At 70.1% G+C, this 26929-nt stretch carries 23 protein-coding genes; 14 read left to right on the top strand and 9 right to left on the bottom strand.

Going from position 1 to position 26929, the window contains the following annotated elements; all coding sequences use genetic code 11:
- The 3 genes from ACFYZZ_RS29060 to glgB form a co-directional block, all read left to right on the top strand.
- Positions 1 to 299 (top strand): alpha-glucosidase C-terminal domain-containing protein (locus ACFYZZ_RS29060; RefSeq protein WP_389181869.1); only part of this gene is annotated, 299 nt, incomplete at its 5' end.
- 201 nt (positions 300 to 500) lie between these two features.
- Positions 501 to 1925 (top strand): maltokinase, encoded by a 1425-nt coding sequence (locus ACFYZZ_RS29055; protein ID WP_389181866.1) that lies wholly within the window; start codon positions 501 to 503, stop codon positions 1923 to 1925.
- On the top strand, positions 1922 to 4429 hold the full coding sequence (gene glgB / locus ACFYZZ_RS29050) for a 1,4-alpha-glucan branching enzyme (RefSeq protein ID WP_389181863.1): 2508 nt from the start codon (positions 1922 to 1924) through the stop codon (positions 4427 to 4429). Before ACFYZZ_RS29055 ends, glgB begins: the two co-directional genes overlap by 4 nt.
- Positions 4430 to 4545: 116 nt before the next feature.
- On the opposite strand, the gene ACFYZZ_RS29045 is transcribed toward glgB, so the two are convergent.
- The 4 genes from ACFYZZ_RS29045 to ACFYZZ_RS29030 all read right to left on the bottom strand — a co-directional run bounded on the left by ACFYZZ_RS29045 (position 4546) and on the right by ACFYZZ_RS29030 (position 8277).
- Positions 4546 to 6786 carry a HelD family protein gene (locus ACFYZZ_RS29045; RefSeq protein ID WP_389181860.1) on the bottom strand — a complete coding sequence of 747 codons (2241 nt, stop codon included), beginning with the start codon at positions 6784 to 6786 and terminating at the stop codon, positions 4546 to 4548.
- 182 nt (positions 6787 to 6968) lie between these two features.
- A complete protein-coding gene (trxA, locus tag ACFYZZ_RS29040) occupies positions 6969 to 7283 on the bottom strand; it encodes a thioredoxin (RefSeq protein WP_389181926.1) in 315 nt (104 codons plus the stop codon).
- Between the two features lie 14 nt (positions 7284 to 7297).
- A complete protein-coding gene (locus ACFYZZ_RS29035; RefSeq protein WP_389181857.1) occupies positions 7298 to 7726 on the bottom strand; it encodes a MerR family transcriptional regulator in 429 nt (142 codons plus the stop codon).
- Between the two features lie 29 nt (positions 7727 to 7755).
- Positions 7756 to 8277: an Lrp/AsnC family transcriptional regulator gene (locus tag ACFYZZ_RS29030; protein ID WP_386578882.1), complete on the bottom strand. Its 522-nt coding sequence runs from the start codon at positions 8275 to 8277 to the stop codon at positions 7756 to 7758.
- Between the two features lie 45 nt (positions 8278 to 8322).
- On the opposite strand from ACFYZZ_RS29030, the gene ACFYZZ_RS29025 reads away from it, so the two are divergent.
- From ACFYZZ_RS29025 to ACFYZZ_RS29015, 3 genes are all read left to right on the top strand, one after another.
- Positions 8323 to 9234, top strand: a complete 912-nt coding sequence (locus ACFYZZ_RS29025) for an NAD-dependent epimerase/dehydratase family protein (RefSeq protein WP_389181854.1) — start codon at positions 8323 to 8325, stop codon at positions 9232 to 9234.
- A gap of 1 nt (position 9235) precedes the next feature.
- Complete coding sequence (locus ACFYZZ_RS29020) at positions 9236 to 10129, top strand: aldo/keto reductase (protein WP_389181851.1); 894 nt, start codon at positions 9236 to 9238, stop codon at positions 10127 to 10129.
- Positions 10130 to 10197: 68 nt separating this feature from the next.
- Entirely contained in the window at positions 10198 to 10617 is a 420-nt protein-coding gene (locus tag ACFYZZ_RS29015) for a hypothetical protein (protein WP_389181848.1), read from the top strand.
- Between the two features lie 25 nt (positions 10618 to 10642).
- On the opposite strand, the gene ACFYZZ_RS29010 is transcribed toward ACFYZZ_RS29015, so the two are convergent.
- Positions 10643 to 11410: a DUF2127 domain-containing protein gene (locus ACFYZZ_RS29010; RefSeq protein ID WP_389181845.1), complete on the bottom strand. Its 768-nt coding sequence runs from the start codon at positions 11408 to 11410 to the stop codon at positions 10643 to 10645.
- Positions 11411 to 11510: 100 nt separating this feature from the next.
- Complete coding sequence (locus tag ACFYZZ_RS29005; RefSeq protein ID WP_389181842.1) at positions 11511 to 13196, bottom strand: MFS transporter; 1686 nt, start codon at positions 13194 to 13196, stop codon at positions 11511 to 11513.
- Positions 13197 to 13341: 145 nt separating this feature from the next.
- Between ACFYZZ_RS29005 and ACFYZZ_RS29000 the strand changes: the two genes are divergently transcribed.
- Positions 13342 to 13965 (top strand): TetR/AcrR family transcriptional regulator, encoded by a 624-nt coding sequence (locus tag ACFYZZ_RS29000; RefSeq protein WP_389181839.1) that lies wholly within the window; start codon positions 13342 to 13344, stop codon positions 13963 to 13965.
- Positions 13966 to 14087: 122 nt separating this feature from the next.
- On the opposite strand, the gene ACFYZZ_RS28995 is transcribed toward ACFYZZ_RS29000, so the two are convergent.
- A complete protein-coding gene (locus ACFYZZ_RS28995; protein WP_389181836.1) occupies positions 14088 to 15476 on the bottom strand; it encodes a cation:dicarboxylate symporter family transporter in 1389 nt (462 codons plus the stop codon).
- 151 nt (positions 15477 to 15627) lie between these two features.
- Between ACFYZZ_RS28995 and ACFYZZ_RS28990 the strand changes: the two genes are divergently transcribed.
- Positions 15628 to 17256: an ATP-binding protein gene (locus ACFYZZ_RS28990; protein WP_389181833.1), complete on the top strand. Its 1629-nt coding sequence runs from the start codon at positions 15628 to 15630 to the stop codon at positions 17254 to 17256.
- Positions 17253 to 17948, top strand: coding sequence for a response regulator (locus tag ACFYZZ_RS28985; RefSeq protein ID WP_389181830.1), 696 nt, complete (start codon positions 17253 to 17255; stop codon positions 17946 to 17948). Before ACFYZZ_RS28990 ends, ACFYZZ_RS28985 begins: the two co-directional genes overlap by 4 nt.
- Here the strand turns inward: ACFYZZ_RS28985 and ACFYZZ_RS28980 are convergent.
- Together ACFYZZ_RS28980 and ACFYZZ_RS28975 are read right to left on the bottom strand one after the other, a co-directional pair.
- The gene (locus tag ACFYZZ_RS28980; protein ID WP_389181827.1) at positions 17830 to 20025 is read right to left on the bottom strand and encodes a tetratricopeptide repeat protein; all 2196 of its coding nucleotides are present in this window, start codon (positions 20023 to 20025) and stop codon (positions 17830 to 17832) included. The genes ACFYZZ_RS28985 and ACFYZZ_RS28980 overlap by 119 nt on opposite strands.
- On the bottom strand, positions 20022 to 20579 hold the full coding sequence (locus ACFYZZ_RS28975; protein WP_389181824.1) for a hypothetical protein: 558 nt from the start codon (positions 20577 to 20579) through the stop codon (positions 20022 to 20024). Before ACFYZZ_RS28975 ends, ACFYZZ_RS28980 begins: the two co-directional genes overlap by 4 nt.
- Before the next feature lie 33 nt (positions 20580 to 20612).
- Between ACFYZZ_RS28975 and ACFYZZ_RS28970 the strand changes: the two genes are divergently transcribed.
- The 5 genes from ACFYZZ_RS28970 (at position 20613) to ACFYZZ_RS28950 (ending at position 26854) form a co-directional block, all read left to right on the top strand.
- The gene (locus ACFYZZ_RS28970; RefSeq protein WP_389181822.1) at positions 20613 to 21455 is read left to right on the top strand and encodes a 5'-methylthioadenosine/S-adenosylhomocysteine nucleosidase; all 843 of its coding nucleotides are present in this window, start codon (positions 20613 to 20615) and stop codon (positions 21453 to 21455) included.
- A gap of 160 nt (positions 21456 to 21615) precedes the next feature.
- Complete coding sequence (locus ACFYZZ_RS28965) at positions 21616 to 23526, top strand: ATP-binding protein (protein ID WP_389181820.1); 1911 nt, start codon at positions 21616 to 21618, stop codon at positions 23524 to 23526.
- Positions 23527 to 23784: 258 nt separating this feature from the next.
- Positions 23785 to 25152 (top strand): extracellular solute-binding protein, encoded by a 1368-nt coding sequence (locus tag ACFYZZ_RS28960; RefSeq protein WP_389181817.1) that lies wholly within the window; start codon positions 23785 to 23787, stop codon positions 25150 to 25152.
- Entirely contained in the window at positions 25149 to 26018 is an 870-nt protein-coding gene (locus ACFYZZ_RS28955) for a carbohydrate ABC transporter permease (protein WP_389181814.1), read from the top strand. Before ACFYZZ_RS28960 ends, ACFYZZ_RS28955 begins: the two co-directional genes overlap by 4 nt.
- Positions 26019 to 26026: 8 nt before the next feature.
- Positions 26027 to 26854 carry a carbohydrate ABC transporter permease gene (locus ACFYZZ_RS28950; RefSeq protein WP_386578907.1) on the top strand — a complete coding sequence of 276 codons (828 nt, stop codon included), beginning with the start codon at positions 26027 to 26029 and terminating at the stop codon, positions 26852 to 26854.
- Positions 26855 to 26929 lie beyond the last annotated feature (75 nt).

Here is a 26929-nt window from a genome sequence, read left to right as displayed (position 1 = left end):
TGATCGAGATCCGCAAACAGAACCCCGCCTTCGGACTCGGCACCTACACCGAACTGCAGTCCTCCAACCCCGCCGTCCTCGCCTTCCTCCGCGAATTCGAGGACGACCTGGTGCTGTGCGTGCACAACTTCTCCCGGTTCGCACAGCCCACGGAGCTGGACCTGAGGCGGTTCGGCGGGCGGCATCCGGTCGAGCTGTTCGGCGGGGTGCGGTTCCCGGCGATCGGCGAGCTGCCGTACCTGCTGACCCTGGCGGGGCACGGCTTCTACTGGTTCCGGCTGCGCCGGGACGCCGCGTAAGCGCTCCGCTGGAAAGGCCGTGATGGGCCGTCGGTCGTCTGCCGGCCCGTCGTGGCCGGTCGCGCCCGCGCGGCGGAGCCGCATGTCGACACAGCCCCGCGCCCCTTCGGGGCGCTGCCGGGCCGGGCAGCGGGTTTCCGCCGCGCGGCCGGGGGCACGCATCAGTAACACCCCGACGACCCGGGGAAAGGACGTACGCCCATGGCGGATACGGTCACCCCTTCTGGCACCACTCCCAATTCCGGTCGCCTCCTCGCCTCGCTCGAACCCCTGTTGCGCGAGTGGCTGCCCAGACAGCGCTGGTTCGCCGGCAAAGGCCGCCCGGTCACCGGGTTCACCCAGGTGGCGGCCACCGAACTACTGCCCCACGACGGTCGGCTGGGGCTCCACCACCTGCTCCTGCGCGTCCACCAGCCACCCGTGCTCGGCGCCCCGGCGCACCCCGGCGACTGCTACCAGCTGCTGATAGGCGTGCGCGAGGCGCTGCCGCCCCGGCTGGCACCCGCGCTCATCGGACATGTCACCGAGGGCCCGCTCGCCGGCCGCACGGTGTACGAGGCCCTGTACGACCCCCGGCCCGCCGACGTTCTCCTGGAGGCCCTGCGCACCCAGGCGCGCGTCGGCGGGCTTCGGTTCGAGCGGGACCCGGACCAGGAGATCCGGGAGGGACTGGTGGCCCGTCTACTGACCGGCGAGCAGTCCAACTCCTCGATCGTCTACGGAGATACGTTCATCCTGAAGCTGTTGCGCCGGGTGGTCCCCGGCGTCAACCCCGACCTGGAGATACCGCGCGCCCTGGCCCGCGAGGGCTGCGCCCGGGTGCCCGCGCCGACGGCGTGGCTGCGGGCCGAGCCTGCCGACGAGGCCGACGCGTCGTACGTCCTGGCCGTGCTCCAGCCGTTCGTGAGCGGCGCGGCCGACGGCTGGGAGCTGGCGCTGCGCGAGCTGGCCAAGGGCGAGGACTTCGTCGCCGAGGCCCGGGCGCTGGGCCGGGCCACCGCCGAGGTGCACACCGCCCTCGCCCACGCCCTGCCGACGGTCACCCTGGGCCATGCCCAGCTGCGGCTGCTGGTGGACGGCATGACCGAGCGGCTGACGGCGGCCGTCCAGGCGGTGCCGGCGCTCAGGCCGTACGAGCAGGGGCTGCGCTCCGCCTATGCGGCGCTGGACGAGCTGGCCGCCGAGGGGCGCACCTGGACCGCCCAGCGCATCCACGGCGACCTGCATCTCGGGCAGTGTCTGCGCTCGCCGTCCGGCGCCTGGTCGCTGATCGACTTCGAGGGCGAGCCGGCCCGGCCGCTGGCCGAACGACGCCTGCCACAGCCACCGGTGCGGGACATCGCCGGGATGCTGCGCTCCTTCGACTACGCCGCGCGCTCGGTGAGCCCGCCCGCGCCGGGCTGGGCCGAGCGCTGCCGGGCCGCGTACTGCACCGGGTACGCGGAGATGGCCGGCCGCGACCCGCGCACCGATCCCGTGCTGCTGCGGGCCTACGAGACCGACAAAGCCGTCTACGAAGTCGTCTACGAGGCCCGCCACCGCCCCGACTGGCTGTCCGTACCCATGGCCGCGGTCCGCCGCCTCGCCACGTCCGACCCGACCCTCGCCCGGGAGACCCGTCCGTGACGTCCAAGAAGCCTGCCACCTCGAAGACCGACAAGTCCGGCACGAGCAAGGCCGAGCAGAACATTGAGGAGATGAGCAGAGAGGAGATGAGCACGGCCGAGCAGGCCAGTGCCGGGAAGAAGGCCGTGGCCAAGAAGACCGCTGCCAAGAAGACCGCAGCCAAGAAGACCGCAGCCAAGAAGGTGCCTGCCAGGAAGGTCGCTGCCAAGACCACTGCCGCCGGGAAATCCGGTTCCGCCGCGAAGACCGGTGCCGCTTCGATCCCGCGCGCCCGCAAGCCCGAACCGCCGGCCCGGGAGCGCCCCGCTGAGGTCGCCGTCTCCCCCGCGATCGACGTCGGCGACCGCGAGCGGCTGCTGCACGGCGCCCACCACGCCCCGCACGCCGTCCTCGGCGCCCACCCGGTCCCGGGCGGGGTCGCCTTCCGCGCCTTCCGTCCCTACGCGCAGGCGGTCACCGTGGTCTCCGGCGATCTGCGGGCGGACCTGCACGACGACGGGGACGGCTTCTTCTCCGGGCTGCTCCCGCTCACCGAAGTCCCCGCCTACCGGCTGCTGGTGACGTACGACGGCACCGTCCACGAGACCGAGGACGCCTACCGCTTCCTGCCCACGCTCGGCGAACTGGACCTGCATCTGATCGGCGAGGGCCGGCACGAGCAGCTGTGGACGGTGCTCGGCGCGCACGTCCTGACCCACCAGGGCGTGACCGGCACCCGGTTCTCGGTGTGGGCGCCGAACGCGCGGGGTGTGCGCGTCGCGGGCAACTTCAACTTCTGGAACGCCGGCGGACACGCGATGCGCTCGCTCGGCTCCTCGGGGGTGTGGGAGCTGTTCGTGCCGGGCATCGGCGAGGGCGAGCTGTACAAGTTCGAGATCACCCGCCCGGACGGCTCGCGCACCCTGCGCGCCGATCCGCTGGCCCGCCGTACCGAGGTCCCGCCGGCCACCTCGTCGATCGTGCACGCCTCGCACCACGAGTGGGGCGACGCACAGTGGATGGCCCACCGCGCCGACAGGCCCGTGCACGAGGCGCCGTTCTCCGTGTACGAGGTCCATCTGCCCTCCTGGCGGCCCGGCTTGACGTACCGCCAGCTGGCCGACCAACTCCCTGCGTATGTCGCGGAGACGGGCTTCACCCACGTGGAGCTGATGCCGGTCGCCGAGCATCCCTTCGGCGGCTCCTGGGGCTACCAGGTCACCGGCTTCTACGCCCCGACGGCCCGGCTCGGCACCCCGGACGACTTCAAGTACCTGGTGGACCGGCTGCACCAGGCCGGCATCGGGGTCCTGATGGACTGGGTGCCGGCGCACTTCCCGCGCGACGACTGGGCGCTGGCCGAGTTCGACGGGCGCCCGCTGTACGAGCACCACGACCCGCTGCGGGCCGCGCACCCCGACTGGGGCACCCTGGAGTTCGACTTCGGCCGCCGCGAGGTGCGCAACTTCCTGGTGGCGAACGCCGTGTACTGGTGCGAGGAGTTCCACATCGACGGGCTGCGGGTGGACGCCGTCGCCTCCATGCTCTACCTCGACTACTCGCGCGAGCCCGGCCAGTGGACGCCGAACGAGCACGGCGGCCGGGAGAACCTGGACGCGGTGGCCTTCCTCCAGGAGATGAACGCCACCGTGTACCGCCGCTGCCCCGGGGTGGTGACCATCGCGGAGGAGTCCACCTCCTGGGACGGTGTCACCCGCCCCACCCACCACAGGGGCCCGAGCGGCTTCGGCGGTCTGGGCTTCGGCCTGAAGTGGAACATGGGCTGGATGCACGACTCGCTGCAGTACATGAGCCACGACCCCGTCCACCGCAAGTACCACCACCACGCGATGACCTTCTCGATGGTGTACGCGTACAGCGAGAACTACGTGCTGCCGATCTCCCACGACGAGGTCGTGCACGGGAAGCGGTCCCTCGTCTCGAAGATGCCGGGCGACTGGTGGCAGCAGCGCGCCAACCACCGCGCCTACCTCGGCTTCATGTGGGCCCACCCCGGCAAGCAACTGCTTTTCATGGGGCAGGAGTTCGCCCAGGGCGCCGAGTGGTCCGAGGCGCATGGGCCGGACTGGTGGCTGCTCGACCTCTCGTACGGCGCGGGGGCGGACCACCGGGGCGTCCGGGACCTGGTCCGCGACCTGAACGCCGGCTACCGCGCCGCCCCGGCCCTGTGGCAGCGCGACACCGATCCGGCGGGCTTCCAGTGGATCACGGGGGACGCGGCGGACGACAACGTCTTCGCGTTCCTGCGCTACGACGCCGACGGCAACCCGCTCCTGTCCGTCTCCCACCTCGCCCCCGTGGTCCGCCACGACTACCGCATCGGCGTCCCCGAGGACGTCCCTGCCTGGCTGGAGGTGCTGAACACCGACGCGGCCCGCTACGGGGGCGGTGACGTCACCAACCCGGACGCCGTGAAGCCGGAACCCCTGGCCTGGCACGGCCGCCCGGCGAGCATCAGGTTGACGCTGCCGCCCCTGGCGACGGTGTGGCTACGACCGGCGTAGGTTTCTCGCCCCCGCCGCCCCTACCCGTCCCATCCCCAGGGGCTCCGCCCCTCCAACCCCGCCAGGGGGCTCTGCCCCCTGGACCCCCGCTCCTCAAACGCCGGAGAGGCTGGAATTCAAGAAACGCCGGAGAGGCTGGATTTCAAGCCCGGCGGCAGCGCACCCGTGTGCAGTACGCCGAGCCGTTGCGTGGCCCGAGTCAGGGCCACGTACAGGTCGCTGGTGCCGTAGCGGGCCGGCTCGACGACCAGCACCGAGTCGAATTCCAGACCCTTGGACTGGCGAGGGTCGAGGAGGACGACGGTCTGCGTCAGGTCCGGCTCCGCGCCCGCCGTCACCCCGTCCAGCCGTGCGGCCAGCTTGCGGTGCAGGTGGCGCGGGGCGATGACCGCGAGGCGGCCCTCGGTGGGCGTCAGCTCCGCGACCGCCTTGGCCACGGCGCCGGGCAGGTCGTCGGTGGCGCGCACCCAGGGCCGTACGCCGGTCGAACGGACCGAACTCGGGGGTTCGAAGTCGGGGTTCTCGGCGCGGACGACGGCGGCCGCGAGGTCCATGATCTCGGCCGGCGTGCGGTAGTTGACACCGAGGCGCGTGTGCTCCCAGCGGTCCTCGACGTACGGACGGAGGATCTTCGACCAGGAGCCGACGCCCGCCGCCTCCGCCGTCTGGGCCGGATCGCCGACCAGGGTCATGGAGCGGGTCGGGCTGCGCCGCATCAGCAGCCGCCACGCCATCGGCGACAGCTCCTGCGCCTCGTCGACGATGATGTGCCCGAACGCCCAGGTCCGGTCGGCCGCGGCCCGCTCGGCGGCGCTGCGGTGGTCCGCCTCCTCCTGGCGCTCGGCGAACCGCTCGGCGTCGATGATGTCGTGGGCGGACAGGACCTCGGAGGCGTCGGGGTCACCGTCCTCCTTGTCCTCGAACTCGTAGGTGCGGGAGGCGTAGGAGACGTCGAGCACGCCCTGCGCGTAGGCCACCTGCGTCTCCCGCTCCCGCTCCGCCCGCGCCCGCGCCCACCGCTCGTCCACGCCGAGCAGCTCGGCCGCCTCGTCGAGCAGCGGTACGTCGGCCACGGTCCACTCCCGGGTCACCGGCCGGCGGATGGCGGCCGCGTCGTCGTCGCTGACGTAGCCCACGGGGTCGGCGAGGAAGTCCGCGACCAGGCGCTGCGGCGTCAGGCGCGGCCACAACTGGTCGATGGCCGCCCAGACTTCGGGGTTCTCGGCCAGCTCGTCGCGGATCTGGGTGATGTCGGAGGCGTCCAGCAGGCTGCTGCCGTCGTACGGGTCGGTGCCCACGCGCTCGGCGTACAGCTCGGTGAGCGTGTTGAGGATGTGGCCCTCGAAGTACTCCCGGGCCACGTTGTGCGGCAGCTTGGCGGCGCGGGTGCGTTCGCGGGCGACCTTCACCAGGCCGTCGTCGAGCATCAGGATCTCGCGGTCGTGCTCGATCGCGATCACCGGATCGGGCAGCGACTGCCAGTCCCGTACGACCTCGGCGAGTACGGCCGCCATGTCGGCGCGGCCCTTCACCGCGGCCGCCTCCCGGCCGTCGGTCGCCGTCGCCTTCACGCCGGGGAACAGCTCGCCGACCGTGGCCAGCAGCACTCCGGTCTCGCCGAGGGAGGGCAGCACCTCGCCGATGTAGCCGAGGAAGGCCGGGTTGGGTCCGACGATGAGGACCGCGCGGCGGGCCAGCAGCTCCCGGTGTTCGTAGAGGAGATAGGCCGCCCGGTGCAGCGCCACCGCCGTCTTGCCGGTGCCGGGGCCGCCCTCGACGACCAGCACCCCGCGGTGCGGTGCCCGGATGATGCGGTCCTGGTCGGCCTGGATGGTCTGCACGATGTCGCCCATCCGGCCGGTGCGCGCCGAGTTGAGCGCGGCCAGCAGCACGGCGTCCCCGGTCGGGTCCTCGTGACCGGTGCGGGTGGCGTCGCCGAGGTCCAGGATCTCGTCGTGCAGCGAGGTCACCGTCCGGCCCTGGGTGGCGATGTGCCGGCGGCGGCGCAGGCCCATCGGGGTGTGACCGGTGGCCAGATAGAAGGGACGGGCGACGTCGGCCCGCCAGTCGATGAGGACGGGGGTGTGTTCGGCGTCGTCCTCGCGCAGCCCGATCCGGCCGATGTGGTGGACCGCGCCGTCGGACATGTCGATCCGGCCGAAGCAGAGCGAGCCGTCGACGGCGTTCAGCGCGGCGACAAGACCCGAGCGCTCGGCGACCAGGATGTCCCGCTCCAGCCGGGCCTGCATGGGCTTGTCGCCCTGGGCGAGCGCGTCCGCGACCGAGGTCTCGGCCTCGCCGCGCAGCACGTCCACGCGCGCGTACAGTCCGTCGATGAATTCCTGCTCGTGGCGCAATTCATCAACTGGAAATTCGCTGTTTGACAATTCCGCTCCCGCCCGGATATACTGTGCTCACTGAACTTCTCCGCGACTGCTCCGAATTGAAGTCGCGAACCACTGAATATACGCACAGAAATCCCCCGAGCGCAATTGCTCGGGGGATTTTTCGTGGCCGGTCCCGCTTTACCGCGCAGGCGTCACAGCACGTCGGCCAGCTCCTCCAGCAGCCGCCGCTTGGGCCGGGCCCCCACCATCGACCGCACCGGCTCACCGTCCCGGAAGACCATGAGGGTCGGCGTGGACAGCACTCCGTAGGCAACCGTCGTGGACGGATTGCGGTCCACGTCCAGCTGGACGATCTTCAGCCGGTCGCCCTCCTCGAAGGCGATGTCCTTCAGCACGGGCGCCAGCTGCCGGCACGGCCCGCACCAGTCGGCGGTGAACTGCACCAGCACCGGAAGGTCGGAGCCGATCACCTCCGCCTCGAAGTCCGCGTCCGTCACCTCGGCCAGTCCGCTCACCAAACTCACCGCGTCAGCCCTCCCAGCTCGCACACCGGTTCCGGACCCCCCGGAACCCGCGCCTCGGCGGCCAGCTCGTCCCGGGCCTCCTCGGCCCGCCGCAACTGCCCCTCGACCTGCTCCCGCACCGCCGTCAGCTGCCCGATGAGCGCGTCCAGCTCGTCCAGCTTGCGCCGGTAGACCACGAGGGACGCCGGGCAGGAGTCGCCCTCCGGATGCCCGGCCCGCAGGCACTCCACGAACGGCCGCGTCTCCTCCAGGTCGAACCCGAAGTCCTGCAGCGTCCGGATCTGCCGGAGCAGCCTGACGTCGGCCTCGTCGTACGTGCGGTGTCCCTTGTCGTCGCGCCGGGCGGGCAGCAGCCCCCGTGCCTCGTAGTAGCGCAGGGTGCGGGTGGTGGTCCCGGCCCGTGCGGCCAGCTCGCCGATTCGCATACCCACGACCGTAGGTGTTGACGTCGGCGTCAAGGCAAGACGGGCGGCAGCAGCGGCTTGCGGCGCACCGGTGAGGACAACACGATCGAGGTCGTCGTACGGCCCAGCGCCGAGGTCTGCTCCAGGACGTCCTCCAGGTGCACGGTGTCGGTGACGGCGACCTTGAGGATCCAGCAGTCCTCCCCTACGACGTGGTGCACCTCGGTGATCTCCGGGCGGTCGAGCAGCTCCAGGGTTCTCGGGTGCTTGAGGGTGTACCCGCCGTGCGGGTTGACCCGGATGAAGGCCTGGATGCCGTAGCCGAGGCGGGTGGGCGCGACCTGCGCGCCGTATCCCTCGACCACCCCGGCCGCCTCCAGCCGGCGCACCCGCTCGGCGACGGCCGCCGGGCTCAGGCTGATCCGCCGGCCCAGCTCACTGAGCTTGATCCGGCCGTCGGTCTGCAGCAGTTCGAGGAGCTGCCGGTCCACCGCGTCGAAGGCCACCGGTGTTTCGTTGGTGACGGCCCGCAGATGCCGCTGTTCTTTCGGTGCGGTGACCGTATCTCCCATGTCTCCCCCTTCAGGAACGGCTGTGTCGCCCGGAGAATTATGGCCATGCGAAAGGCGCGAGAGGTACTGGTCATCGGCGGCAACCGCTATTTCGGCAAGCGGCTGATCGCCCGTCTGGTGGCGGCCGGCGACCGGGTCACCGTCCTGAATCGGGGTTCGTCCGCACCACCGCCTGGTGTGGTGCATCTGGTGGCCGACCGCGACGACGAAAAGGCCCTGGCCGAGGCCGTCGGCACCCGGGTGTTCGACGTCGTCCTCGACCAGGTCTGCTACACCCCGCGCCAGGCGGCCGTCGCCCGCCGCGTCTTCTCCGGACGCACCGGCCGCTACGTGATGACCTCGACGGTCGAGGTGTACGAGCACGAGGACTCCGAGGAGCTGGTACCGGAGGGTGCCGTGGACCCGGTCACGGTCGCCGTGGACCTGGAACTGCCCTGGGACGAGCCCGAGTTCCTGGAGGCCCAGTACGGCGAGGGCAAGCGGCAGGCGGAGGCGGTGTTCGCGACGGACCCCGCGTTCCCGTTCGTGTCCGTCCGGGTGGCCCACGTACTCGGCGGCGACGACGACTTCACGGGCCGCCTCCAGCACTACGCCGACCGCATCCGCACCGGCGCCCCCGTCGCCGTACCACCGGTCACGCACCCGGCGACCTACATCCACGTCGAGGAGATCGCCGACTTCCTGTTCTGGGCGGCCGGCGAGGACTTCACGGGCCCGGTGAACGCCGCCTCCCACGGCCTGCTTGCACTGGACCAGCTGACCATGGCCGTGGCGGCACAACTCTCCGGCGTTGCACCGGTGTTCGAGGTGACCGAGTCCGGCGAGGTCTCCCCCTTCGCCTTCCGCCGCCGCTACGGCATGGACAACTCCCGGGCCACGCGGCTCGGTTTCACCTTCGGTGACGTACGGCAGTGGCTGCCGAAGGCCGTCGCCGAGACCCTCGGAAAGGACGACTGACGTGCGGTACCGCACTCTTGGCGGGCTGAAGGTGAGCGCGGTCGGGCTCGGCGCCATGCCGCTGTCGATCGAGGGCCGGCCCGACGAGCGACGCGCCCTGGCCACCGTGCACGCGGCCCTCGACGCCGGCGTGACCCTGCTGGACACGGCCGACTCCTACCACCTGCCGGGCCAGGACCCCGGCCACAACGAACTCCTCCTCGCCCGCGCCCTCGCGGCCTACGGCGGTGACACCGACGGCGTGCTCGTGGCCACCAAGGGCGGCCGGGGCCGCCCCGGCGACGGCAGCTGGACGGTGACGGGCTCGCCCCGGCACCTCAGGACGGCCGCCGAGGCCTCCCTGAAGCGGCTCGGCGTCGAGGCGATCGGCCTCTACCAGCTGCACAAGCCCGACCCGGCCGTGCCCTTCGAGGACTCCGTCGGCGCACTGCGCGACCTGCTGGACGAGGGCAAGATCCGTCTGGCGGGCCTCTCCAACGTGACCACGGACCAGATCCACCGCGCCCGCGCGATCCTCGGCGACCGGCTGGCGTCGGTCCAGAACCGCTACTCCCCCGAGATCCGCGACAGCGAGCCCGAGTTGCGGCTGTGCGCGGAGCTGGGGCTGGCCTTCCTGCCCTGGAGCCCACTGGGCGGGATCTCGCGCAGCTCACTGGACGGGCCGTCGAGGCTCGCGGGCAGCGCACGGTTCGCGGCGTTCCACGAGGTGGCCCTGGAACGCGGGGTGAGCCCCCAACAGGTGGCCCTCGCCTGGCTGTTGTCCCTCTCCCCGACCGTGGTCCCGATCCCGGGCGCGAGCCGTCCGGAGACTGTCCGGAACTCGGCCGGGGCAGCGAACCTGGTGCTGAGCGAAGAGGAGCTGACCCGGCTGACGCGGTCCACGCGGACGCCGTGAATCCCCTCCCCCGTCACCGGCACGGACCGAAGAACCCCACCACCGTCCCAGGAAGCCTGGAGATTCGCATGGACGCCCTGCACCTCACCGACGCCAGCCGCATCCTCGCCGGCGTCGTCCTGCTCACCGTTCCGACCATCGAGATCGGCGGCTGGTTCATGACCCGCATCGTGCGCGGCATGGTGCCGATGACACCGTTCCAGAAGTCGTTCGCCCGAGCGGGCCACGCGCACGCCGGTGTGCTCGTCATCCTGAGCCTGGTGTGCCTGCTGTACGCCGACGCGGCCGGCCTGTCCGGCGCGGTCGGCTGGATCGCGCGCCTCGGGGTCCCGGCCGCGGCGATCCTGCTGCCCGGCGGCTTCTTCGCCTCCTCCATGGGCCCCGGCGACATCGACCGCCCGAACGGGATGTTCGCGCTGGTGTGGGCCGGGGCCGTCGCGCTCGCCGTAGGCGTGGTCAGCGTGGGAATCGGGCTTCTGACAGCCTGATCCGGCCCGGGGGTTGGGGGGCGGCTCAGCCGACGGCCACCCCCGCCGACTCCTCCACCTCCATCAGGGAGGCACTGTGCCGCTCCTCCTCGAACTTGCGGCGGCCGCCGCGCAGGCCGAACAGGCGCTTGGCCAGGGCGATGTAGAGGACCGCGAGGATGTTGAGGACGAGCGTGGTGATCTTCAACCAGCTGATGTGCTCGGTGAGTTCGTAGATCTCCAGCGGGAGGAAGGCTGCGGTGGCCACCACCGTCAGGTACTCCGCCCAGCGCTTGGCGTACCAGAGGCCGACCGCCTCGACCAGCTCGATCAGCGCGTACGCGAGGAGCAGGGCGGCAACCAGCAGCAGCGTGGAGTGCCGGTAGCCGAAGGCCTTCTGGATGGAGCCGACGACGGGTGAGTGGTCGAGGTCGTAGTGGAAGTGCCGGAACACCGGCCGGAAGACGTCCAGATAGTCGTTGAACAGCCTCCGTACCGCGTCCTGGCTGTTGCTGAACTTCCACACCGCGACCGCGACCAGCACGATGAACACCCCGCGCACCGCCCGCTCGATCGCCAGGAAACGCAGGATGAACAGGTCCCGCAGTACCTTCCCGCGCGGCACCAGCGGCGCCTCGTCGGCCGGCCCCGAGCCGTGCGGCTCACCCAGCGCGAAGTCCCCGCAGCGCAGGCAGCGCCACGCGTCACCGAGCGCGGTCTGCGCGTGCAGCCGTACCCGCAGCCGGGGATCATCGGGCGCGTAGGTCACATGCCCCTTCCGCGCGCAGGTCCGCCGGTCCCAGTCGATCTTCATCCCCCGTGCCTCCATGCTCGTTCGGGAACACGCGTGAACGTGCCGTTCCGGTTCCGGAACGGCACGTTAGACGACGCGGGTGAGAAGACGCCGTGAGGGGTCAGCCGGCTGCGCTCCGAGCCAGTTCCTTTTCCTCGGCCTTTTCCTCAGCCTTCTGCTCCGCTACGGCGGCCTCGCGGCGCGGCAGCAGTACGGCCACCAGGAGCGTGCCGATGCCCAGGATCACCGCACCGACCAGGCTGGTGTGGGCGACGGCGTCGGAGAAGGAGGAGCCGACCGCGTCGGCCATCCGGTGGGCGCCGGAGGCGAGCTGGGCGGCCTGCTGCTTGAGCTGGGCGGCCTGCTGCGGGTCGCTCGTCCGCGCGGCCTGTGCGGCCAGTTGGTGCGCCTTCTCGCCGATGCCCTGTGCGACGGCGTACCCGGCGCCGACGGAGTCCTGTGCGGTCTCCAGGGCGCTCGCCGGGAGCTTGCTGCCGGCGGTGGCGTCGGTGAGGTGGTCGCCGTACGAGGTGGCGAGCAGCGAGCCGAGGATCGCGATGCCGAGCGAGCCGCCCAGCTCCAGCGAGGTGTCGTTGACCGCGCCGCCGACGCCCAGCTCGGACTCCGGGAAGGCGCCCATGATCGCGTCGGTGCAGGGCGAGAGGGCGAGGCCGATGGCGAGGCCCAGGATGATCAGGGGGGCCAGGAAGTCGGTGTACGTCGAGCCCGCGTCGACCCGGGTGAGCAGCGCCAGTGCCGTCGTACCGCCGACCATGCCCGCGGTGACGGTGAGCTTCATGCCGACGCGCGGGGTGAGCCAGCCGGTGAGGGCCGAGCCGACGAAGACCGCGCCGGCCAGCGGCAGCATGCGGACGCCGGTCTCCAGGGCGTCGTAGCCGAGGACGAACTGCAGGTGCTGGGTGAGGTAGTAGAAGGCACCGAAGACCGCGAGGAAGAACAGGGCGACGGCGAGGTTGGAGCCGGCGAAGCGGCGGTTGGCGAAGCGGCGCACGTCCAGGATCGGGCGGGGGTGGCGCAGCTCCCAGGTGACGAAGGCGACCAGGCCCACACCCGCGAGGACGGCGGCGGTGACGGCCTTGGCGCCCCAGCCGAAGTGCGGCCCCTCGATGATCATGTAGACCAGCGAGCCGGTCCAGATCACCGACAGCAGTCCGCCGACGTAGTCGATGCGGTCGTGGTGCCCGGCCTTGGACGGCGGCACGAGGACGAGGGCGCCGACGATCGCCAGCGCGGCGATGGGCACGTTGATCAGAAAGGTCGAGGACCAGCCGTGGTCGCGCAGCAGGGCGCCCGCGACCACGGGTCCGGCGGCGATGGCGAGCCCGGCGGTGGCCGTCCACAGCGTGATGGCCTTGGCGCGCTCGGCGCGCGGGAAGGTCGCGGCGAGGAGGGAGAGCGTGGCGGGCATGATCAGTGCGGCGCCGACACCCATCACGGCGCGGGCCGCGATGACCGCCGTGGAGCTGTCGGCGAGGTAGCCGGCGATCGCTCCGCCGCCGAAGACGACCAGGCCGAGGACGAGGGCGCCGCGGCGGCTGTACTTGTCGCCGATCGCGCCGAGCAGCAGCATCAGCGCCGCGTACGGGACGGTGTAGCCGTCGATCACCCACTGCAGGTCGGCGCTGGACAGACCGAGGTCCCGGGTCATGTCGGGCGCCGCGACCGTGAGGGCGGTGTTGGCCATCACGATGATCAGCAGGCTCAGGCAGAGCACGAGGAGCGCCCACCAGCGTCGGGCGTAGGGCCGGTCCGTCCTTTCGACCGGTTGGTTCATGACGAGTCGCATGGCAGGGGTCGCCTTCCTCGGTACGCGACGGGACTTGCACAGCGGCGTGCAATTGCACAGCCATGTGCAATGTACGTCGTTGCACAGCACTGTGCAAGCCGCGGAGGTTGCACAGCACCGTGCGGGCCGAGGAGGGGCGTGCAGAATGACTGCCATGACCACGGGTAGCTCCAGCCGCGCCGACGCCAACCGACGCCGCATCCTCGACGTCGCCCTCGTCGAGCTGCTGCGCGACCCCGACGCCTCCATGGACCAGATCGCGCGCGCCGCGGGGGTCGTGCGGCGGACGGTGTACGGGCACTTCCCGAGCCGTGAGGCGCTGATCAGCACGCTCGTCGACGGAGCGGTTCAGGCGCTGGCGGAGGCGGACGCGGGAGCCCGTGCGGGGGTGGGCGACCCGGCGGAGGCGGTGGCCCGGTCGGTGCTCGCGATCTGGGAGATCGCCGACCGCTACCGGCTGCTGGTCGCCCTGGCCCAGCGCACGGTCACCGTGCAGGGCATCCGCGAACGCCTCGCGCCCCTACGCGAGAACAAGATCCAGCTGCTCCAACGCGGCCTGGACGAGGGCGTCTTCAGCTCCCCACTGCCCGCGCCGGCCCTCGCGTACGTGCACGAGCAGATGCTCTTCGCGGTGACGGAGGCGGTGAACGACGGCCTGGTGACAGCGCAGGAGGCGGGCCGCTCGGCCACGGTCACCGTGCTGACCGCGGCGGGCGTACCCGCCTCCACGGCCACCGAGCTGGTGGCCAAGGTGAGTGGGGAGTCGTAGACCCCGGAAGAGATGGAAGCCGGGCGGCTGGATCAACGGGGGGGACCCAGCCGCCCGGCGGCGGTTCCCGGACGCCCGGCCCGGGTTCAGGCGGGGCCGGACGTCCGGAGCTTTCTCAGGGATCAGGCCTTGGCCAGCTCCTTCTCGCCGTCTTCGCGAGGCTCGGGAAGCTCCTTGGCCGCGGCCTCCTGCTCGTCCAGCAGGGTCGTCTCGTCGAACGGCAGCTCACCGCCGAGGACCTGCTTGACTCGGACCTTGTCGATCTCCTTGGTCCACGTACCGACCAGGACCGTCGCCACCGCGTTGCCCGCGAAGTTGGTCAGCGCACGCGCCTCGCTCATGAAGCGGTCGATGCCGACGATCAGGCCGACGCCGTCGACCAGCGCGGGCTTGTGCGACTGGAGACCGCCTGCCAGCGTGGCCAGGCCCGCGCCGCTGACGCCCGCCGCACCCTTGGAGGCCAGTAGCAGGAAGAGCAGCAGCGGGATCTGCTCGCCGATGGACATCGGGGTGCCCAGGGCGTCGGCGATGTAGAGGGACGCCATGGTCATGTAGATCATGGTCCCGTCGAGGTTGAAGGAGTAGCCGGTCGGCACGGTGATGCCGACGACCGGCTTGCTGACGCCCAGGTGCTCCATCTTCGCGATGAGCCGCGGCAGCGCGGACTCGGAGGACGAGGTCGAAAGGATCAGCAGGAACTCGCGGGCGAGGTACTTGAAGAGCGTGAAGATGTTCAGCCCCGCGACGAGCCGCAGCAGCGCGCCGAGCACGATGAAGACGAACAGGAAGCAGGTCACGTAGAACCCGAGCATCAGCACGGCGAGGGACTTCAGCGCGTCCAGGCCCGCGGAGCCGACGACGGCCGCGATGGCACCGAAGGCACCGATCGGCGCGGCCCACATGACCATGGACAGGATGCGGAAGACCAGCCGCTGGATGTGCTCGATGCCCCGCAGCACCGGCTGCCCGACCGGCCCCATGGCCTGCAGCGCGAACCCGGTGAGCAGCGCGACCAGCAGGGTCTGCAGCACCTGGCCCTCGGTGAACGCGGACACGAAGGTGAGCGGGATGATCGACAGGACGAAGTCGACCGGCGGCAGCGCGTCGGGGGACACCTGGTCGTGTCCGGTCGCCTTGATGGCGTTGGTGATGTGCAGCCCGTCACCCGGGTGCAGGACGTTGCCGACGACGAGGCCGATGGCGAGGGCGACGAGCGACATCACGAGGAAGTAGCCGAGCGCGATACCGCCGACGGCACCGACCTTCGCGGCCTTGCGTACGGAGCCGATGCCGAGCACGATCGTGCAGAAGATGATCGGCGAGATCATCATCTTGATCAGGTTCACGAAGCCGGTGCCCAGCGGCTTCAGCTCGACTCCGGCATCGGGCCAGATGAGCCCCACGGCGATACCGAGCGCGACCGCCACAATGACGGCGATGTACAGGTAGTGGGTCCGGTCCCGCTTCACGCGGGGTGCGGCAGGTGCCGTATCGGGGGAACTGGCGGCCACGGCTGCCCTCCTTGACGTCTTCGTCGGCATCACCGGCGTGCGGCTCACGTCCGGGGGTTGTGGGGGATGCCTGGACTATCTCCCGGTCTGTGAGGGCGGTCACCCTTCCGTTCATTTAGTTCATGCTTAACCCGAGAGGCACACTGCTGACATGCGCTTCCCGTCCCTCCCCCGCCCCCGCAGCCTGGCCGGCCAGCTGTTCGCCATGCAGGCCGTGCTGATAGCGGTGGTCGTGGCCGGGTACGCGCTGTTCACCTACGTCAGCGACGAACGGCAGGCCGAGGACGCGGCCGCCCGGCACGCGACGGCCGTGGCCCGCTCGATCGCGGACTCCCCCTCGGTCCGCTCGGCGATCCACACCCCCGATCCGACCAAGCGGCTCCAGCCCTACGCGATGCAGGTCATGCGGGACGCGAACGTGGACTTCGTGACGATCATGACCCCGTCCGGGATCCGCTGGACCCACCCCGACGAGAAGCAGATCGGCAAGCACTTCCTCGGCCGCATCGGCCCCGCCCAGCACGGCCGCACCTTCACCGAGACCTACACCGGCACCCTCGGCGCGTCCGTCCGCGCGGTCACCCCGGTGGAGGAGAACGGCAGGGTCGTGGGCCTGGTCAGCGCCGGCATCAAGGTCGAGGCGATCAGCGCACGGGTCCGGGGCCAGGTCACGGCCCTGCTCGGGGTGGCCGGCGTCGCACTGCTGCTGGGCGCGGTCGGCACGTACGTGGTCAACGCCCGTCTGCGCCGCCACACCCACGGCATGAACGCGGCCGAGCTGAGCCGGATGCACGACTACCACCAGGCGGCGCTGCATGCGGTCCGCGAGGGGCTGCTGATGCTCGACGGACAGTTCAGGGTGGCGCTGATCAACGACGGCGGCCGGGAGCTGCTGGGCGTCGGCGAGGAGGAGGACGTCATCGGCAGGTCGGTGGCGGACCTCGGCCTGCCCGCTCCGCTGACCGGGGCGCTGCTGTCGTCGGAGCCGCGCGTGGACGAGGTGCACCTGACGGCGTCCCGGGTGCTGGTGGTGAACACCTCACCGGTGTCCGGGGGAGAGCGGCGCGGCACCGTCGCGACCCTGCGAGACGTCACCGAACTCCAATCGCTCATGGGCGAGTTGGACTCGGAGCGGGGCTTCACCCAAGCCCTGCGCTCGCAGGCCCACGAGGCGGCGAACCGCCTCCACACGGTCGTCTCGCTGATCGAGCTGGGCCGGGAGCAGGAGGCGGTGGACTTCGCGACGGCGGAACTGGAGCTGGCCCAGGCTCTCACCGACCAGGTGGTGGCCGCCGTGAGCGAGCCGGTACTGGCCGCCCTGCTGCTGGGCAAGACGGCCCAGGCGAACGAGCGGGGCGTCGAGCTGGTGGTGTCGCCGGACAGCCGGCTGGACGACGGCGTGCTCCCCGCCGAGTTGTCGCCCCGGGACCTGGTGACCGTCCTCGGCAACCTGATCGACAACGCGGTCGACGCGGCCCAGGGCAGTGCGCAGGCGCGGGTGACCGTGACGGCGTACGCCTCGGCCGCCGAACTGGTGCTGCGCGTGTCCGACACGGGACCTGGTGTCGACCCCGCCCATGCCGACCTGGTATTCCAACGGGGGTTCACGACGAAGCCGGCGGGACCCGGCGGGCGGGGCCTGGGTCTGGCCCTGGTCCGGCAGGCGGTGACCCGGCTCGACGGGACGTTGACGGTGGCGGAGTCCGACGAGGAAGGGGCGGGCGGAGCGGTGTTCGAGGTGCGGTTGCCGCTGCGCTCATCGGTGGGTGGCGGCAGATGACGGATTCGGTTTCCCAGCCCATCCGGGTCCTCGTCGTCGAGGACGACCCGGTGGCCGCCGACGCGCACGTCATGTACGTCGGCCGGGTGCCGGGATTCGTGGCGGTGGGCAAGGTGCACACGGGCGCGGAGGCGCGGCGCTTCCTGGACCGTACGCCCGTGGACCTGCTGTTGCTGGACCTGCATCTGCCGGATGTGCACGGGCTGCAGCTGGCGCGGTCACTGCGGGCGGCCGGGCATCACGCGGACGTGATAGCGGTGACGTCGGCGCGGGATCTGGCGGTGGTGCGGGAGGGCGTTTCGCTTGGGGTGGTGCAGTACGTCCTGAAGCCGTTCACTTTCGCCACGCTGCGGGATCGGCTGGTGCGGTATGCCGAGTTCCATGCGGCGGTGGGGGAGGCGAGCGGGCAGGACGAGGTGGATCGGGCGCTGGCTGCGCTGCGTGCGCCTTCGCCTGCGGCGCTGCCGAAAGGGTTGAGCGGGCCGACGCTGGAGCGAGTCACGGGCGCTTTGCGGGAGGCGTCGGAGGGGGTTACGGCTGCGGGGGTGGCTGAGGTGGTGGGGATTTCGCGGATTACTGCTCGGCGGTATCTGGAACACCTGGTGGAGGCGGGGAGGGCTGGGAGGAGTCCGTTGTACGGCCAGGTGGGAAGGCCGGAGTTGGTGTATCGCTGGGTGTCGCAGGGGCAGTGAGGGCTTCGGCTCGGGCGCGGGCCAGTTCGGCTTGGTCGGAAGCGTTGCCGCGGATGTACGCGTCAGCGGCCTGAAGCCAGCAGGTCCGGGCATAGGCGGGGCTCTGGGCGACTGTGTGGGCAAGGGCGAGATTGTGGAGGCTCTTGCCCGCCCCGTACCAGTTCTCGTTCTTTCGAAAGATGTCCAACGCGTTACCCCAGGCTTCAATGGCCTCGTCGGTTCGGTCGGCCTTCAGCAGGGCTAGGCCAAGATTGTTCCAGGCGTTGCCTTCGCGGATGCGGTCTCCAGTTGCCCGGTGCAGATCACGGGCAAGCACCAGGGCATCAATCGACTCCTCCGTATGACCCAACTCCCACAAGGCGACACCGAGATTGCTCCATGCGGTGCCTTCCTGAGTTCGGTCTTGAGTGATCTGAAACAGTTTGCATGCACGAGCATGGGCGTCGATCGCCTCAGGTAACCGGCCTGCGGCTTGCATGGACAGACCGAGATTGCCCCATGCGATGGCTTCGCGGTGCGGGTCCTTCGAGGCCTGGTGCAGATCGCGGGCACGCACGTGGGCGTCGATCGCCTCCTGTGGCCTACCTACCTTCCGCAACACGAGGCCGAAGCTGTTCCAGGCGTTGCCCTCGTCCACGGGGCTCCCTGTGAGTCGCATGGCTTCCAGAGCAGTGGCGGCCACAGCAATCCAGTCGTCAAAGTACCGTCGCCAGTCCAGGTACTCCATCAGGCACTCGCCCAGTCGTGCTGCGGTCTGAGCGAGCCGCTCCTCCTGCGCCCATTGCGCTGCCGCCACCAGGCCCGTTCGCTCTGCGTCCAGCCAGGCCAGTGCGTGCGCTCGGTCCGCGAAGTGATCCGGCTCCGGTCTGCCCGGCAGCCAGCGCAAACGGTCGTCAGCCGCCGAGGCAAGCCTTAGGTAGAACGCCAGCACACGGTCCCGCGCCGCATCCCCTTCGTTCCGCAACACCCCGTCCCGAGCCATCACACTCGTTCCGAACGCCCGCACCAGATCGTGCAAGCGCCATCGCCCGCGTCCACTCCCCCGCTCCACGAGGTGCGCACGCCCCAGCGCCCTCAGGTCCTTGAGCGGAGGCGCGTCGGCCCCGATCAACACGGCCACCACCTCGTCGGTCACCTCCGGCCCCGGCGCGATGGCCAGCAGGCGCAGGAGTCGGGCCTGATCGGCCGGCAGTCGGCGGTAGGAGAGGTGGAAGGCGGCGCGGACGCTGCGGTCACCGTCGTCGAGGGCGGCGAACCGGTCGTATGACGTGGCGAGCTCCTCGACGAGTTCCGCAACCGACTTGTCGGGATCCTCTGCCAGCAGCGCGGCAACGATCTGCAAGGCCAGCGGAAGGTGCCCACAGAGATTGGCGAGACGTGCGGCCGCCTCGGCATCATCGGCGACCCGGTCGTCCTCCGGGTCGGCGATTCGCAGGGATCGGTCGAGGAGTTCATGGGCCGCCGCAGGCATGAGCTGGTCCAACGGAATGAGTCGGGCCCCCAGTTGTGACAGCCGGTTTCGCGAAGTGACGAGAACCCGGTGCCGCCCACCCCCCGGCAGCAGCGGCCGTACCTGCTCCGGCGAGGACGCGTTGTCCGCAAGGATCAGCACCGCATCCCGCTCAGCAAGCAACGACCGGTACAGCCCCGCCCGCTCGTCCGCCGTGGCCGGAACGTGCTCCGGCTCGACACCGATCGCCTGCAGCAGCGACTGAAGTGCCTGGCCGGCGGTGACCGGTGCGTCGTCGTACCCATGCAGATCCACGAATAGGACGCCACCCGGAAACCACCCCGCCTCCCGCGCCGCGTACGCCGCCTGAACCGCCAGCGCGGTCTTGCCGATACCGCCGAGACCGGACACAGCGGTGACGAGTACGGCCTGAGGTACCCCGCTGCCGCCCATCGGGTTCAGGGCAGCACGCAACCGTTCCAACTCCCGCTCCCGGCCCGTGAAACCCGCCGTCTTGGGAGGCAACGCATCCAACGCGGTAGGCGCCGACCCCTGCTGCCGGTACTCCGCCTTCCCGATGACCGTCCCTCTGAACTCGCTGCCCCGGAGGTCGATGTGATCGCTCACCCCGCGCTGCCCCCCACCCCGAACGGCACGGCGTACTGAACGATGTACACCCCCAGCCCGAGCACCGAGGCCGCCTCCAACACAGACAGCGCCACCAGCCCCGTCGAGACGTCATCCCCCACCCAGTACACGACGAGCGCACCCAACGGCACGACACAGAAGGCCAGCAGATCCACCACACACTGCGCGACCTTCCGCGAGACCCGCCGCGCATCGCCCCGATGGGCGACCTCCCATTTGAAGATCTCGCCCCCCTCCACCTGAACCATCTCCGCGAGCCGAGGTCCCAGCTCCCCCCGTACATAGGCCCCGATGGCCGAAATCTTCTGGTCATTGACGAGATACGTCCACCCGAGCACGACGCACACCGGCGGCAGCGCCAGCAACATCGCGGCCTGCTTGGCCTGCGCGGCGGCGGCGATCACGGCAGCCACGACAGTGAGCGTCACATACAGCAGATTGTCCCGGAACCCGATCCGCGTCTTCTGCTCGTCCTTGATCGCCTGATACTCGGTGAGCAGCAACTGCCCCACCGTTACGTCCCGTTCTGCCACTCGCACCCCTTCCCCCGGCAGTACCTTAAGAGTGTGCCGCAGACGAAGCCGACTGTTCTGATCCTGACCGCACTGGCGCTGGAGTACACGGCGGTGCGGGCATACATCGAAGAGCGGGAGGAACGATCCCACCCCGACAACGGGACCTTCGTGGAGGTGGGCCGCCTGCCCGGCACGTCCTGGCAGGTCGCCGCCGCCGAGCTGGGCGAGGGCTCCAGGAGTGCGGCCGCCCTCACCTCCTCCCTCATCGGCTGGCTGCGCCCGCAGGCCGTCCTGTTCGTGGGGGTGGCCGGCGGCCTCAAGGAGGACATCGGCCTCGGGGACGTCGTGGTGGGCACGAAGGTGTACGGCATTCACGGCGGCAAGGTCACACCCGAGGGCCACCTGGATCGCCCCGAGGCCTGGCACGGCTCCAACGCACTACTCTCCGCCGCACGTGCCGCCGTACGGGACATGCCCGACGTACGGACCCACTTCAAGCCGATCGCCACGGGAGACGTGGTCCTGGCCGACGCCGACTCCGACATCGCCCGGCACGTCCGCGAGCGCTACAACGACGCGGCCGCCTTCGAGATGGAGGGTTCGGGAGCGGCCCACGCGGCTCACCTGGAGGGCCGCGACGCCCTCGTCATCCGGGGTATCAGCGACCACGCGAACGCCGAGAAGGCCGTGGCCGACGCCGGCGGTTCCCAGCAGCGGGCGGCTGCGCAGGCTGCGGCGGTTGCGGTGGGGGTGTTGCGGAAGTACCGGCCACGGGGCGGGAGTTCCGACGACTCCGAGGAGGGTCCCCAAGAGGGATACGGGGGCGACCACATCGACTTCCGGGGCGGGACCTTCTACGGGCCCGTCATCGGGAAGCAGGTCGGAGGCCGCTAAGGTCACCGTCCACGGCCCGGTACCGCGCGCGAGCGCGACGCTTCCGCCCCGGCCCCTCAGCTTCACCGGCCGCGAGGAGGAACTGCGCCGCCTGCTCCCCTGTCTGGGCCCCGCAGAGGGCGACACCGCCCCGCCCATCCTGATCTCGGCCCTCACCGGCATGGGCGGCGTCGGCAAGACGGCGCTCGCGTTGGAGGCGGCGCATCGGGCACGCGCCAAGGGCTGGTTTCCGGGTGGCACCCTGTTCGTGGACCTGCGCGGGTACGACGAGAATCCCGTCACCGCAGACCAGGCGGTGCTGGCGCTGCTCGACGCCCTCGGTGTGCAAGGGACGGATCTGCCGACGACGGCAGCACGTCAGTACGACGTCTACCGTGAAGGCCTCGCCAGCCGGGCTCGAACACTGCTCATCCTCGACAACGTCTCGGACCCGGCACAGTTCCGCGAGCTGTTGCCCGGCACCGATCATCACCGAGTCCTGATCACGTCACGCGACCGGCAGGACGCCCTGCCCATTCGGCTTGTCGACTTGGCGACGCTCGACCCGGCCGAGTCGGTGGCCCTCTTGACGCGGGCGCTACTCGACGCCGACGAGCGCGACGAGCGGCCCCGGCTGGAGCCTGGCACCCTACGCCAACTCGCCTCACTCTGCGGCCATTTGCCCCTGGCCCTTCAGATCGCCGCCGCGATGCTCCGTCGGCGCCGTCATCGCAGCATCGCCTCGCTGGTGGCAGAGATCGAGAAGGCCGGGGACCCGACCCACGTACTCGACAACGGTAGTCCGGCTGTAGATCTGTACGGACGTTCGTTGGTACTGCGGCCGGTGCTGGTGACGTCGTACCGCCGCCTTCCGCCAGAGCAGGCCCGGCTGCTGCGGTTGCTGGCTGTGGCCCCAGGTGAGGACACCAGCACAGAGGCCGTGGCGGCTCTGATGGACCTGGATGAGGAAACCGCCCTGCGTGCACTGGAGGACCTGGCCGCCGCACATCTCGTCACGGCGACCCAGGAGAGCGCAGGATATGCCGTTGTGCTGCGATGGCGGTTGCATGACCTGCTGCGGGCTTTCGGGGCAGGAGTAGTGGCCGGAGACGTGGCTTTGCGGGAGGAAGGCGAAGCCGCGCGGGAGCGTGTTCTGGAGTTCTACTACGGGTGGGCCGATGCTGCCGATGACCGGTTGCGGTGGCTGCCCGGTATGCCTGAACCGGAGCGCTTCGCGCGCCGGGGGCAGGCCCTGGCATGGCTGGACGGGGAGCGAGCGGCGCTTGTGGCGGCCGTGTCGTGGGCGAAGGAGGGCCGGCACACGGACACAGCGGTGCGGCTGAGCCTGTGCCTCGCGGAATATCTCCACTGGCGGCGGTTCTTCGATGACCTGATCACCGTGAGCCAAGTCAGCCAGGAGGCCGCCCACCGTGTCGGCGATCGCCTCGGTGAGGCCATGGCGTGGCACAACCTCGGTGCCGCCCTGCAGAGTGTGGGCCGGGCGGAGGAAGCGATCGACGCCCTCACCCTCGCCCGCGACCTGTTCCAAGCCGCCAAGGACCGCCCGGCCGAGGCCATGGCTTGGAACAACCTCGGCCTCGCCCTGCGGCGATCGGGCCGGGCAGGGGAAGCGATCGACGCCCACACCCGCGCCCGCGACCTCTCCCAGGCCATCAAGGACCGTCCCAGCGAGGCCATGGCATGGCACAACCTGGGTGCCGCCCTGAAAGAGTCCGGTCGGGCGGAGGAAGCGATCGGCGCCCACACCCGCGCCCGCGACCTGTTCCAAGCCGCCAAGGACCGTCCCAGCGAGGCCATGGCGTGGAACGACCTGGGTGTATCTCTGGCGGAGTTGGGACGGGCGCAGGAAGCGATCGACGCATATCGCAGAGCCCTGGAGGCCCATCACGAGTTCGAAGACTGGTACCGGGCGGCCCAGACCCTTACCAATCTAGCCGTCGCCCACGAGGCCACCGATCGCCCCGCCGAAGCCCGCACCTACTATCTCCGAGCCGCCGACGCCTTCACACGAGCCAACGCCCCTTCCGAAGCCGCTCAAGCCCGTACCCGTGCGGCCCAGCAACCCGAATAACCCCAGCGTCACCCCACTCTCGCATTCCCCCGAGCCCCCGCAGCGCCGCCCGCACGCCCACGCTCGTCGCCAGTTCGCGCGCTGATCTGCAAAAGGGATCTGCAGTGATCGCTCGTGACGGCACCCAGGCCAACGCGCCGACCGAAGCCTCCAACGCCCAATCCCACGCAGACTCATTGACCTGACTAGACCACTCCTCCTACGTTCACACGGCAGCCATCTCCACGTCACGCCACAACGATGTGCGTCCAGGAGGTCATGCCCGTGCGCCCCACCGCCACCGCCCTCGTAGCACTCACCCTCGCCGCGACCACCCTCACCGCCTGCGGCAACGGCTCCGGCAGCAGCCCCAACACCGTCAAGGTCTCCTTCAAGCAGTCGACGGACAACTCCATCAAGGTGATGGACACGTACCTCGCCGACATCAAGAAGCAGTTCGAGAAGAAGTACCCCGGCAAGAAGGTGGAGCTGGTCCCCATCAAGGCGCCGGACTCGGAGTACTACACCAAGCTGCAGCAGATGCTCCGCTCCCCGAGGACCGCCCCGGACCTGGTGTACGAGGACACCTTTCTCATCAACTCGGACATCACGAGCGGGTACTTGAAGCCCCTCGACCCGTACCTGGCCAAGTGGCCGGACTGGCGGCAATTCATCGACACCGCCAAGAGCGCGGCGAGGGGCGAGGACGGGAAGACGTACGGCGTCCCGGACGGTACCGACACCCGAGGTCTCTGGTTCGACAAGCGTGTCTTCAAGAAGGCCGGTCTGCCTGCCGACTGGCAGCCGAAGAGCTGGGACGACGTCCTCGCTGCCGCCCGTACCATCAAGCAGAAGGTCCCCGGCGTCACCCCGCTCAACGTCTACACCGGCAAGCCGGCCGGTGAGCGGGCCACCATGCAGGGGTTCGAGATGCTCCTGTACGGCACCGGCGACGGGACGGCGGACCCCCTTTACGACAGCGGCAGCAAGAAGTGGATCGCCGGGAGCCAGGGGTTCAGGGACTCGCTGAAGTTCGTCGAGACCGTGTACCGGGAGAAGCTCGGCCCCGACGTCTCCGACGCGCTCGATCCCAACTTCGCCACCACTGTCAACGGCGAGCTTCTCCCCCAGGGCAAGCTCGGCATCGACCTCGACGGCTCCTGGCTCCCGCAGGCCTGGCTGCCGGGCAGCGGGCACGAGTGGAAGGACTGGTCCGAGCAGCTCGGGCTCGCCTATATGCCCACCCAGCACGGCCAGGCCCCGGGCAAGGTGAGCATGTCCGGCGGCTGGACCTGGGCTGTCCCGGCCAAGGCCGCCCATCCGGACCTCGCCTTCGACTTCGTCAAGACCATGCAGACGAAGGACAACGCCCGCAAGTGGTACATCGCCAACTCCGGTATCGCGGTGCGGAAGGACGTGGCGAGCGACCCGGCGTACGCCACCGCCCAGCCCGGCATCAAGTTCTTCACCGACCTCGTCGCCAGCACCCACTACCGGCCCGCCTACCCCGCGTACCCGAAGGTGTCGACCGCCGTCCAGGACGCCATGGAGGGTGTCAGCACCGGTGATCGGTCCGTGGACGAGGCGGCGCGTGGCTACGACGCCGCCCTCAAGGACGTCACCGGCAACCAAGTCGTCCAGAAGTGAGGCGCCATCAGGGGAGCACGGTCAGCCGTGCTCTCCCCCTCACCCCTGCCCTGGTCCTCCTGCTTCTCTTCCTCGCCGGCCCCATCGCCTACTGCGTCTACATCGCCTTCACCGACCTCCAGCTGACCGGTCAGGCCCACTCCTCCTTCGTCGGTTTCGACAACTTCCGCAAAGCCTTCCACGACGAGGCGTTTCTCAACGCGGTATGGCTGACGCTGGTGTTCACCGTCTTGTCCTCGCTCGTCGGGCAGAACACCCTGGGCCTCGCCCTCGCGGCGCTGATGAAACGGGCCTCCAAGCCCGTGCGGACCCTCACAGGCGCGGTCGTGATCACCGCCTGGGTGCTGCCGGAGGTCGTCGCCGGGTTCCTCCTCTACGCCTTCTTCCGGCGCGAGGGCACCTTGAACGCCATCCTCCAGCACCTCCATCTGCCGTCGCAGAACTGGCTGTTCACCCTGCCCATCCTCGCCGTCTCCTTCGCCAACGTCTGGCGCGGCACCGCGTTCTCGATGCTCGTCTACTCGGCCGCGCTCGACGAGATACCGAGCGAGATCAGCGAGGCCGCGGAAGTGGACGGCGCGGGCGGGTGGCGGCGGATGTGGCACATCACCCTGCCGATGATCCGGCGTTCCATCGGCACCAACCTCATGCTCAACACCCTGCAGACGCTCTCCGTCTTCGGGCTGATCTGGGTGATGACCAGAGGCGGGCCCGGCGACAAGAGCCAGACCCTGCCGCTGTTCATGTACGAACAGGCCTTCCAGAACAGCATGATCGGGTACGGCACCGCCGTCGCTCTGCTCCTGCTGCTCGTGGGCTCCCTGTTCTCCGTCGTCTATCTGCGTCTGCTGCGGACGGAGGTGTAGGACCGGCCATGCCCCGACATCGTCCCTCACGTCGCCTCGCCGCCGACGCCGGGCTGCTCGTCGTCGCCCTCGCCTTCGCGCTGCCGCTCGCCTGGGTGCTGCTGTCCTCGGTGGACCCGCATGCGGACTTGAAGGTCAAGGTGCCCGACGGGCTCACGCTCGGCAACTTCGACGCGATCCTCACCCCGGACATCACCTACACGCCGCTGCTCAACAGCCTGATCCTGTGCGGCGGGGCCACCGCGCTGACCGTCGTCTGCGCGGCCCTCGCCGCCTACCCGCTCTCCCGTTTCCGGTCCCGGCTGAACCGGCCGTTCCTGCTGACGATCCTGTTCGCCACGAGCCTGCCGATCACCGCGATCATGGTGCCGGTGTACGCGCTGTTCGTGCGGGTGAACCTGATCGACACGCTGCAGGGGACGATCTTCTTCTTCGCCGCCTCCCAACTCCCGTTCGCCATCTGGCTGATGAAGAATTTCATGGACGGGGTGCCGAAGGAGCTGGAGGAGGCGGCCTGGACGGACGGGGCGTCGTCGTTGCAGTCCCTCGTCCGGATCGTGCTGCCGTTGATGGGGCCGGGGCTCGCCGTCGTGACCGTCTTCTCGTTCGTGATGATGTGGGGGAACTTCTTCGTCCCCTTCATGCTGCTGCTCACCCCGGACCAGATGCCGGCCTCGGTCAGCATCAACGACTTCTTCGGCAACCGGGGCATGGTCGCGTACGGGCAGCTCGCCGCGTTCTCCGTGATCTATTCGACGCCGGTGATCCTTCTGTACGTACTCGTGGCGCGGCGACTGGGGGGTGGGTTCGCACTCGGGGGCGCGGTCAAGGGGTAGCGGGCACGGGTGATCCGCCCGTTACCTACCGAACGGCCGGAACATACTGAACAGCCGGAACGTACCGAACAGCCG

Origin of the sequence: Streptomyces sp. NPDC001816, assembly GCF_042892235.1 — a bacterium.
Classification (GTDB): Bacteria; Actinomycetota; Actinomycetes; order Streptomycetales; family Streptomycetaceae; genus Streptomyces.
This window is presented reverse-complemented; position numbering and strand designations above follow the sequence as displayed.

Bases quoted from the DNA above. Each gene is read 5' to 3' on its own strand.
- ACFYZZ_RS29000 (WP_389181839.1), top strand. From the start codon at position 13,342: ATGACTGCCATGACCACGGGTAGCTCCAGCCGCGCCGACGCCAACCGA.
- ACFYZZ_RS29010 (WP_389181845.1), bottom strand. From the start codon at position 11,410: ATGAAGATCGACTGGGACCGGCGGACCTGCGCGCGGAAGGGGCATGTG.
- ACFYZZ_RS28985 (WP_389181830.1), top strand. From the start codon at position 17,253: ATGACGGATTCGGTTTCCCAGCCCATCCGGGTCCTCGTCGTCGAGGAC.
- ACFYZZ_RS29030 (WP_386578882.1), bottom strand. From the start codon at position 8,277: ATGGGAGATACGGTCACCGCACCGAAAGAACAGCGGCATCTGCGGGCC.
- ACFYZZ_RS29025 (WP_389181854.1), top strand. From the start codon at position 8,323: ATGCGAAAGGCGCGAGAGGTACTGGTCATCGGCGGCAACCGCTATTTC.
- ACFYZZ_RS28965 (WP_389181820.1), top strand. From the start codon at position 21,616: ATGGGCGGCGTCGGCAAGACGGCGCTCGCGTTGGAGGCGGCGCATCGG.
- ACFYZZ_RS29055 (WP_389181866.1), top strand. From the start codon at position 501: ATGGCGGATACGGTCACCCCTTCTGGCACCACTCCCAATTCCGGTCGC.
- ACFYZZ_RS28990 (WP_389181833.1), top strand. From the start codon at position 15,628: ATGCGCTTCCCGTCCCTCCCCCGCCCCCGCAGCCTGGCCGGCCAGCTG.
- ACFYZZ_RS28960 (WP_389181817.1), top strand. From the start codon at position 23,785: ATGCCCGTGCGCCCCACCGCCACCGCCCTCGTAGCACTCACCCTCGCC.
- ACFYZZ_RS29005 (WP_389181842.1), bottom strand. From the start codon at position 13,196: ATGCGACTCGTCATGAACCAACCGGTCGAAAGGACGGACCGGCCCTAC.
- ACFYZZ_RS28950 (WP_386578907.1), top strand. From the start codon at position 26,027: ATGCCCCGACATCGTCCCTCACGTCGCCTCGCCGCCGACGCCGGGCTG.
- ACFYZZ_RS29035 (WP_389181857.1), bottom strand. From the start codon at position 7,726: ATGCGAATCGGCGAGCTGGCCGCACGGGCCGGGACCACCACCCGCACC.
- ACFYZZ_RS29015 (WP_389181848.1), top strand. From the start codon at position 10,198: ATGGACGCCCTGCACCTCACCGACGCCAGCCGCATCCTCGCCGGCGTC.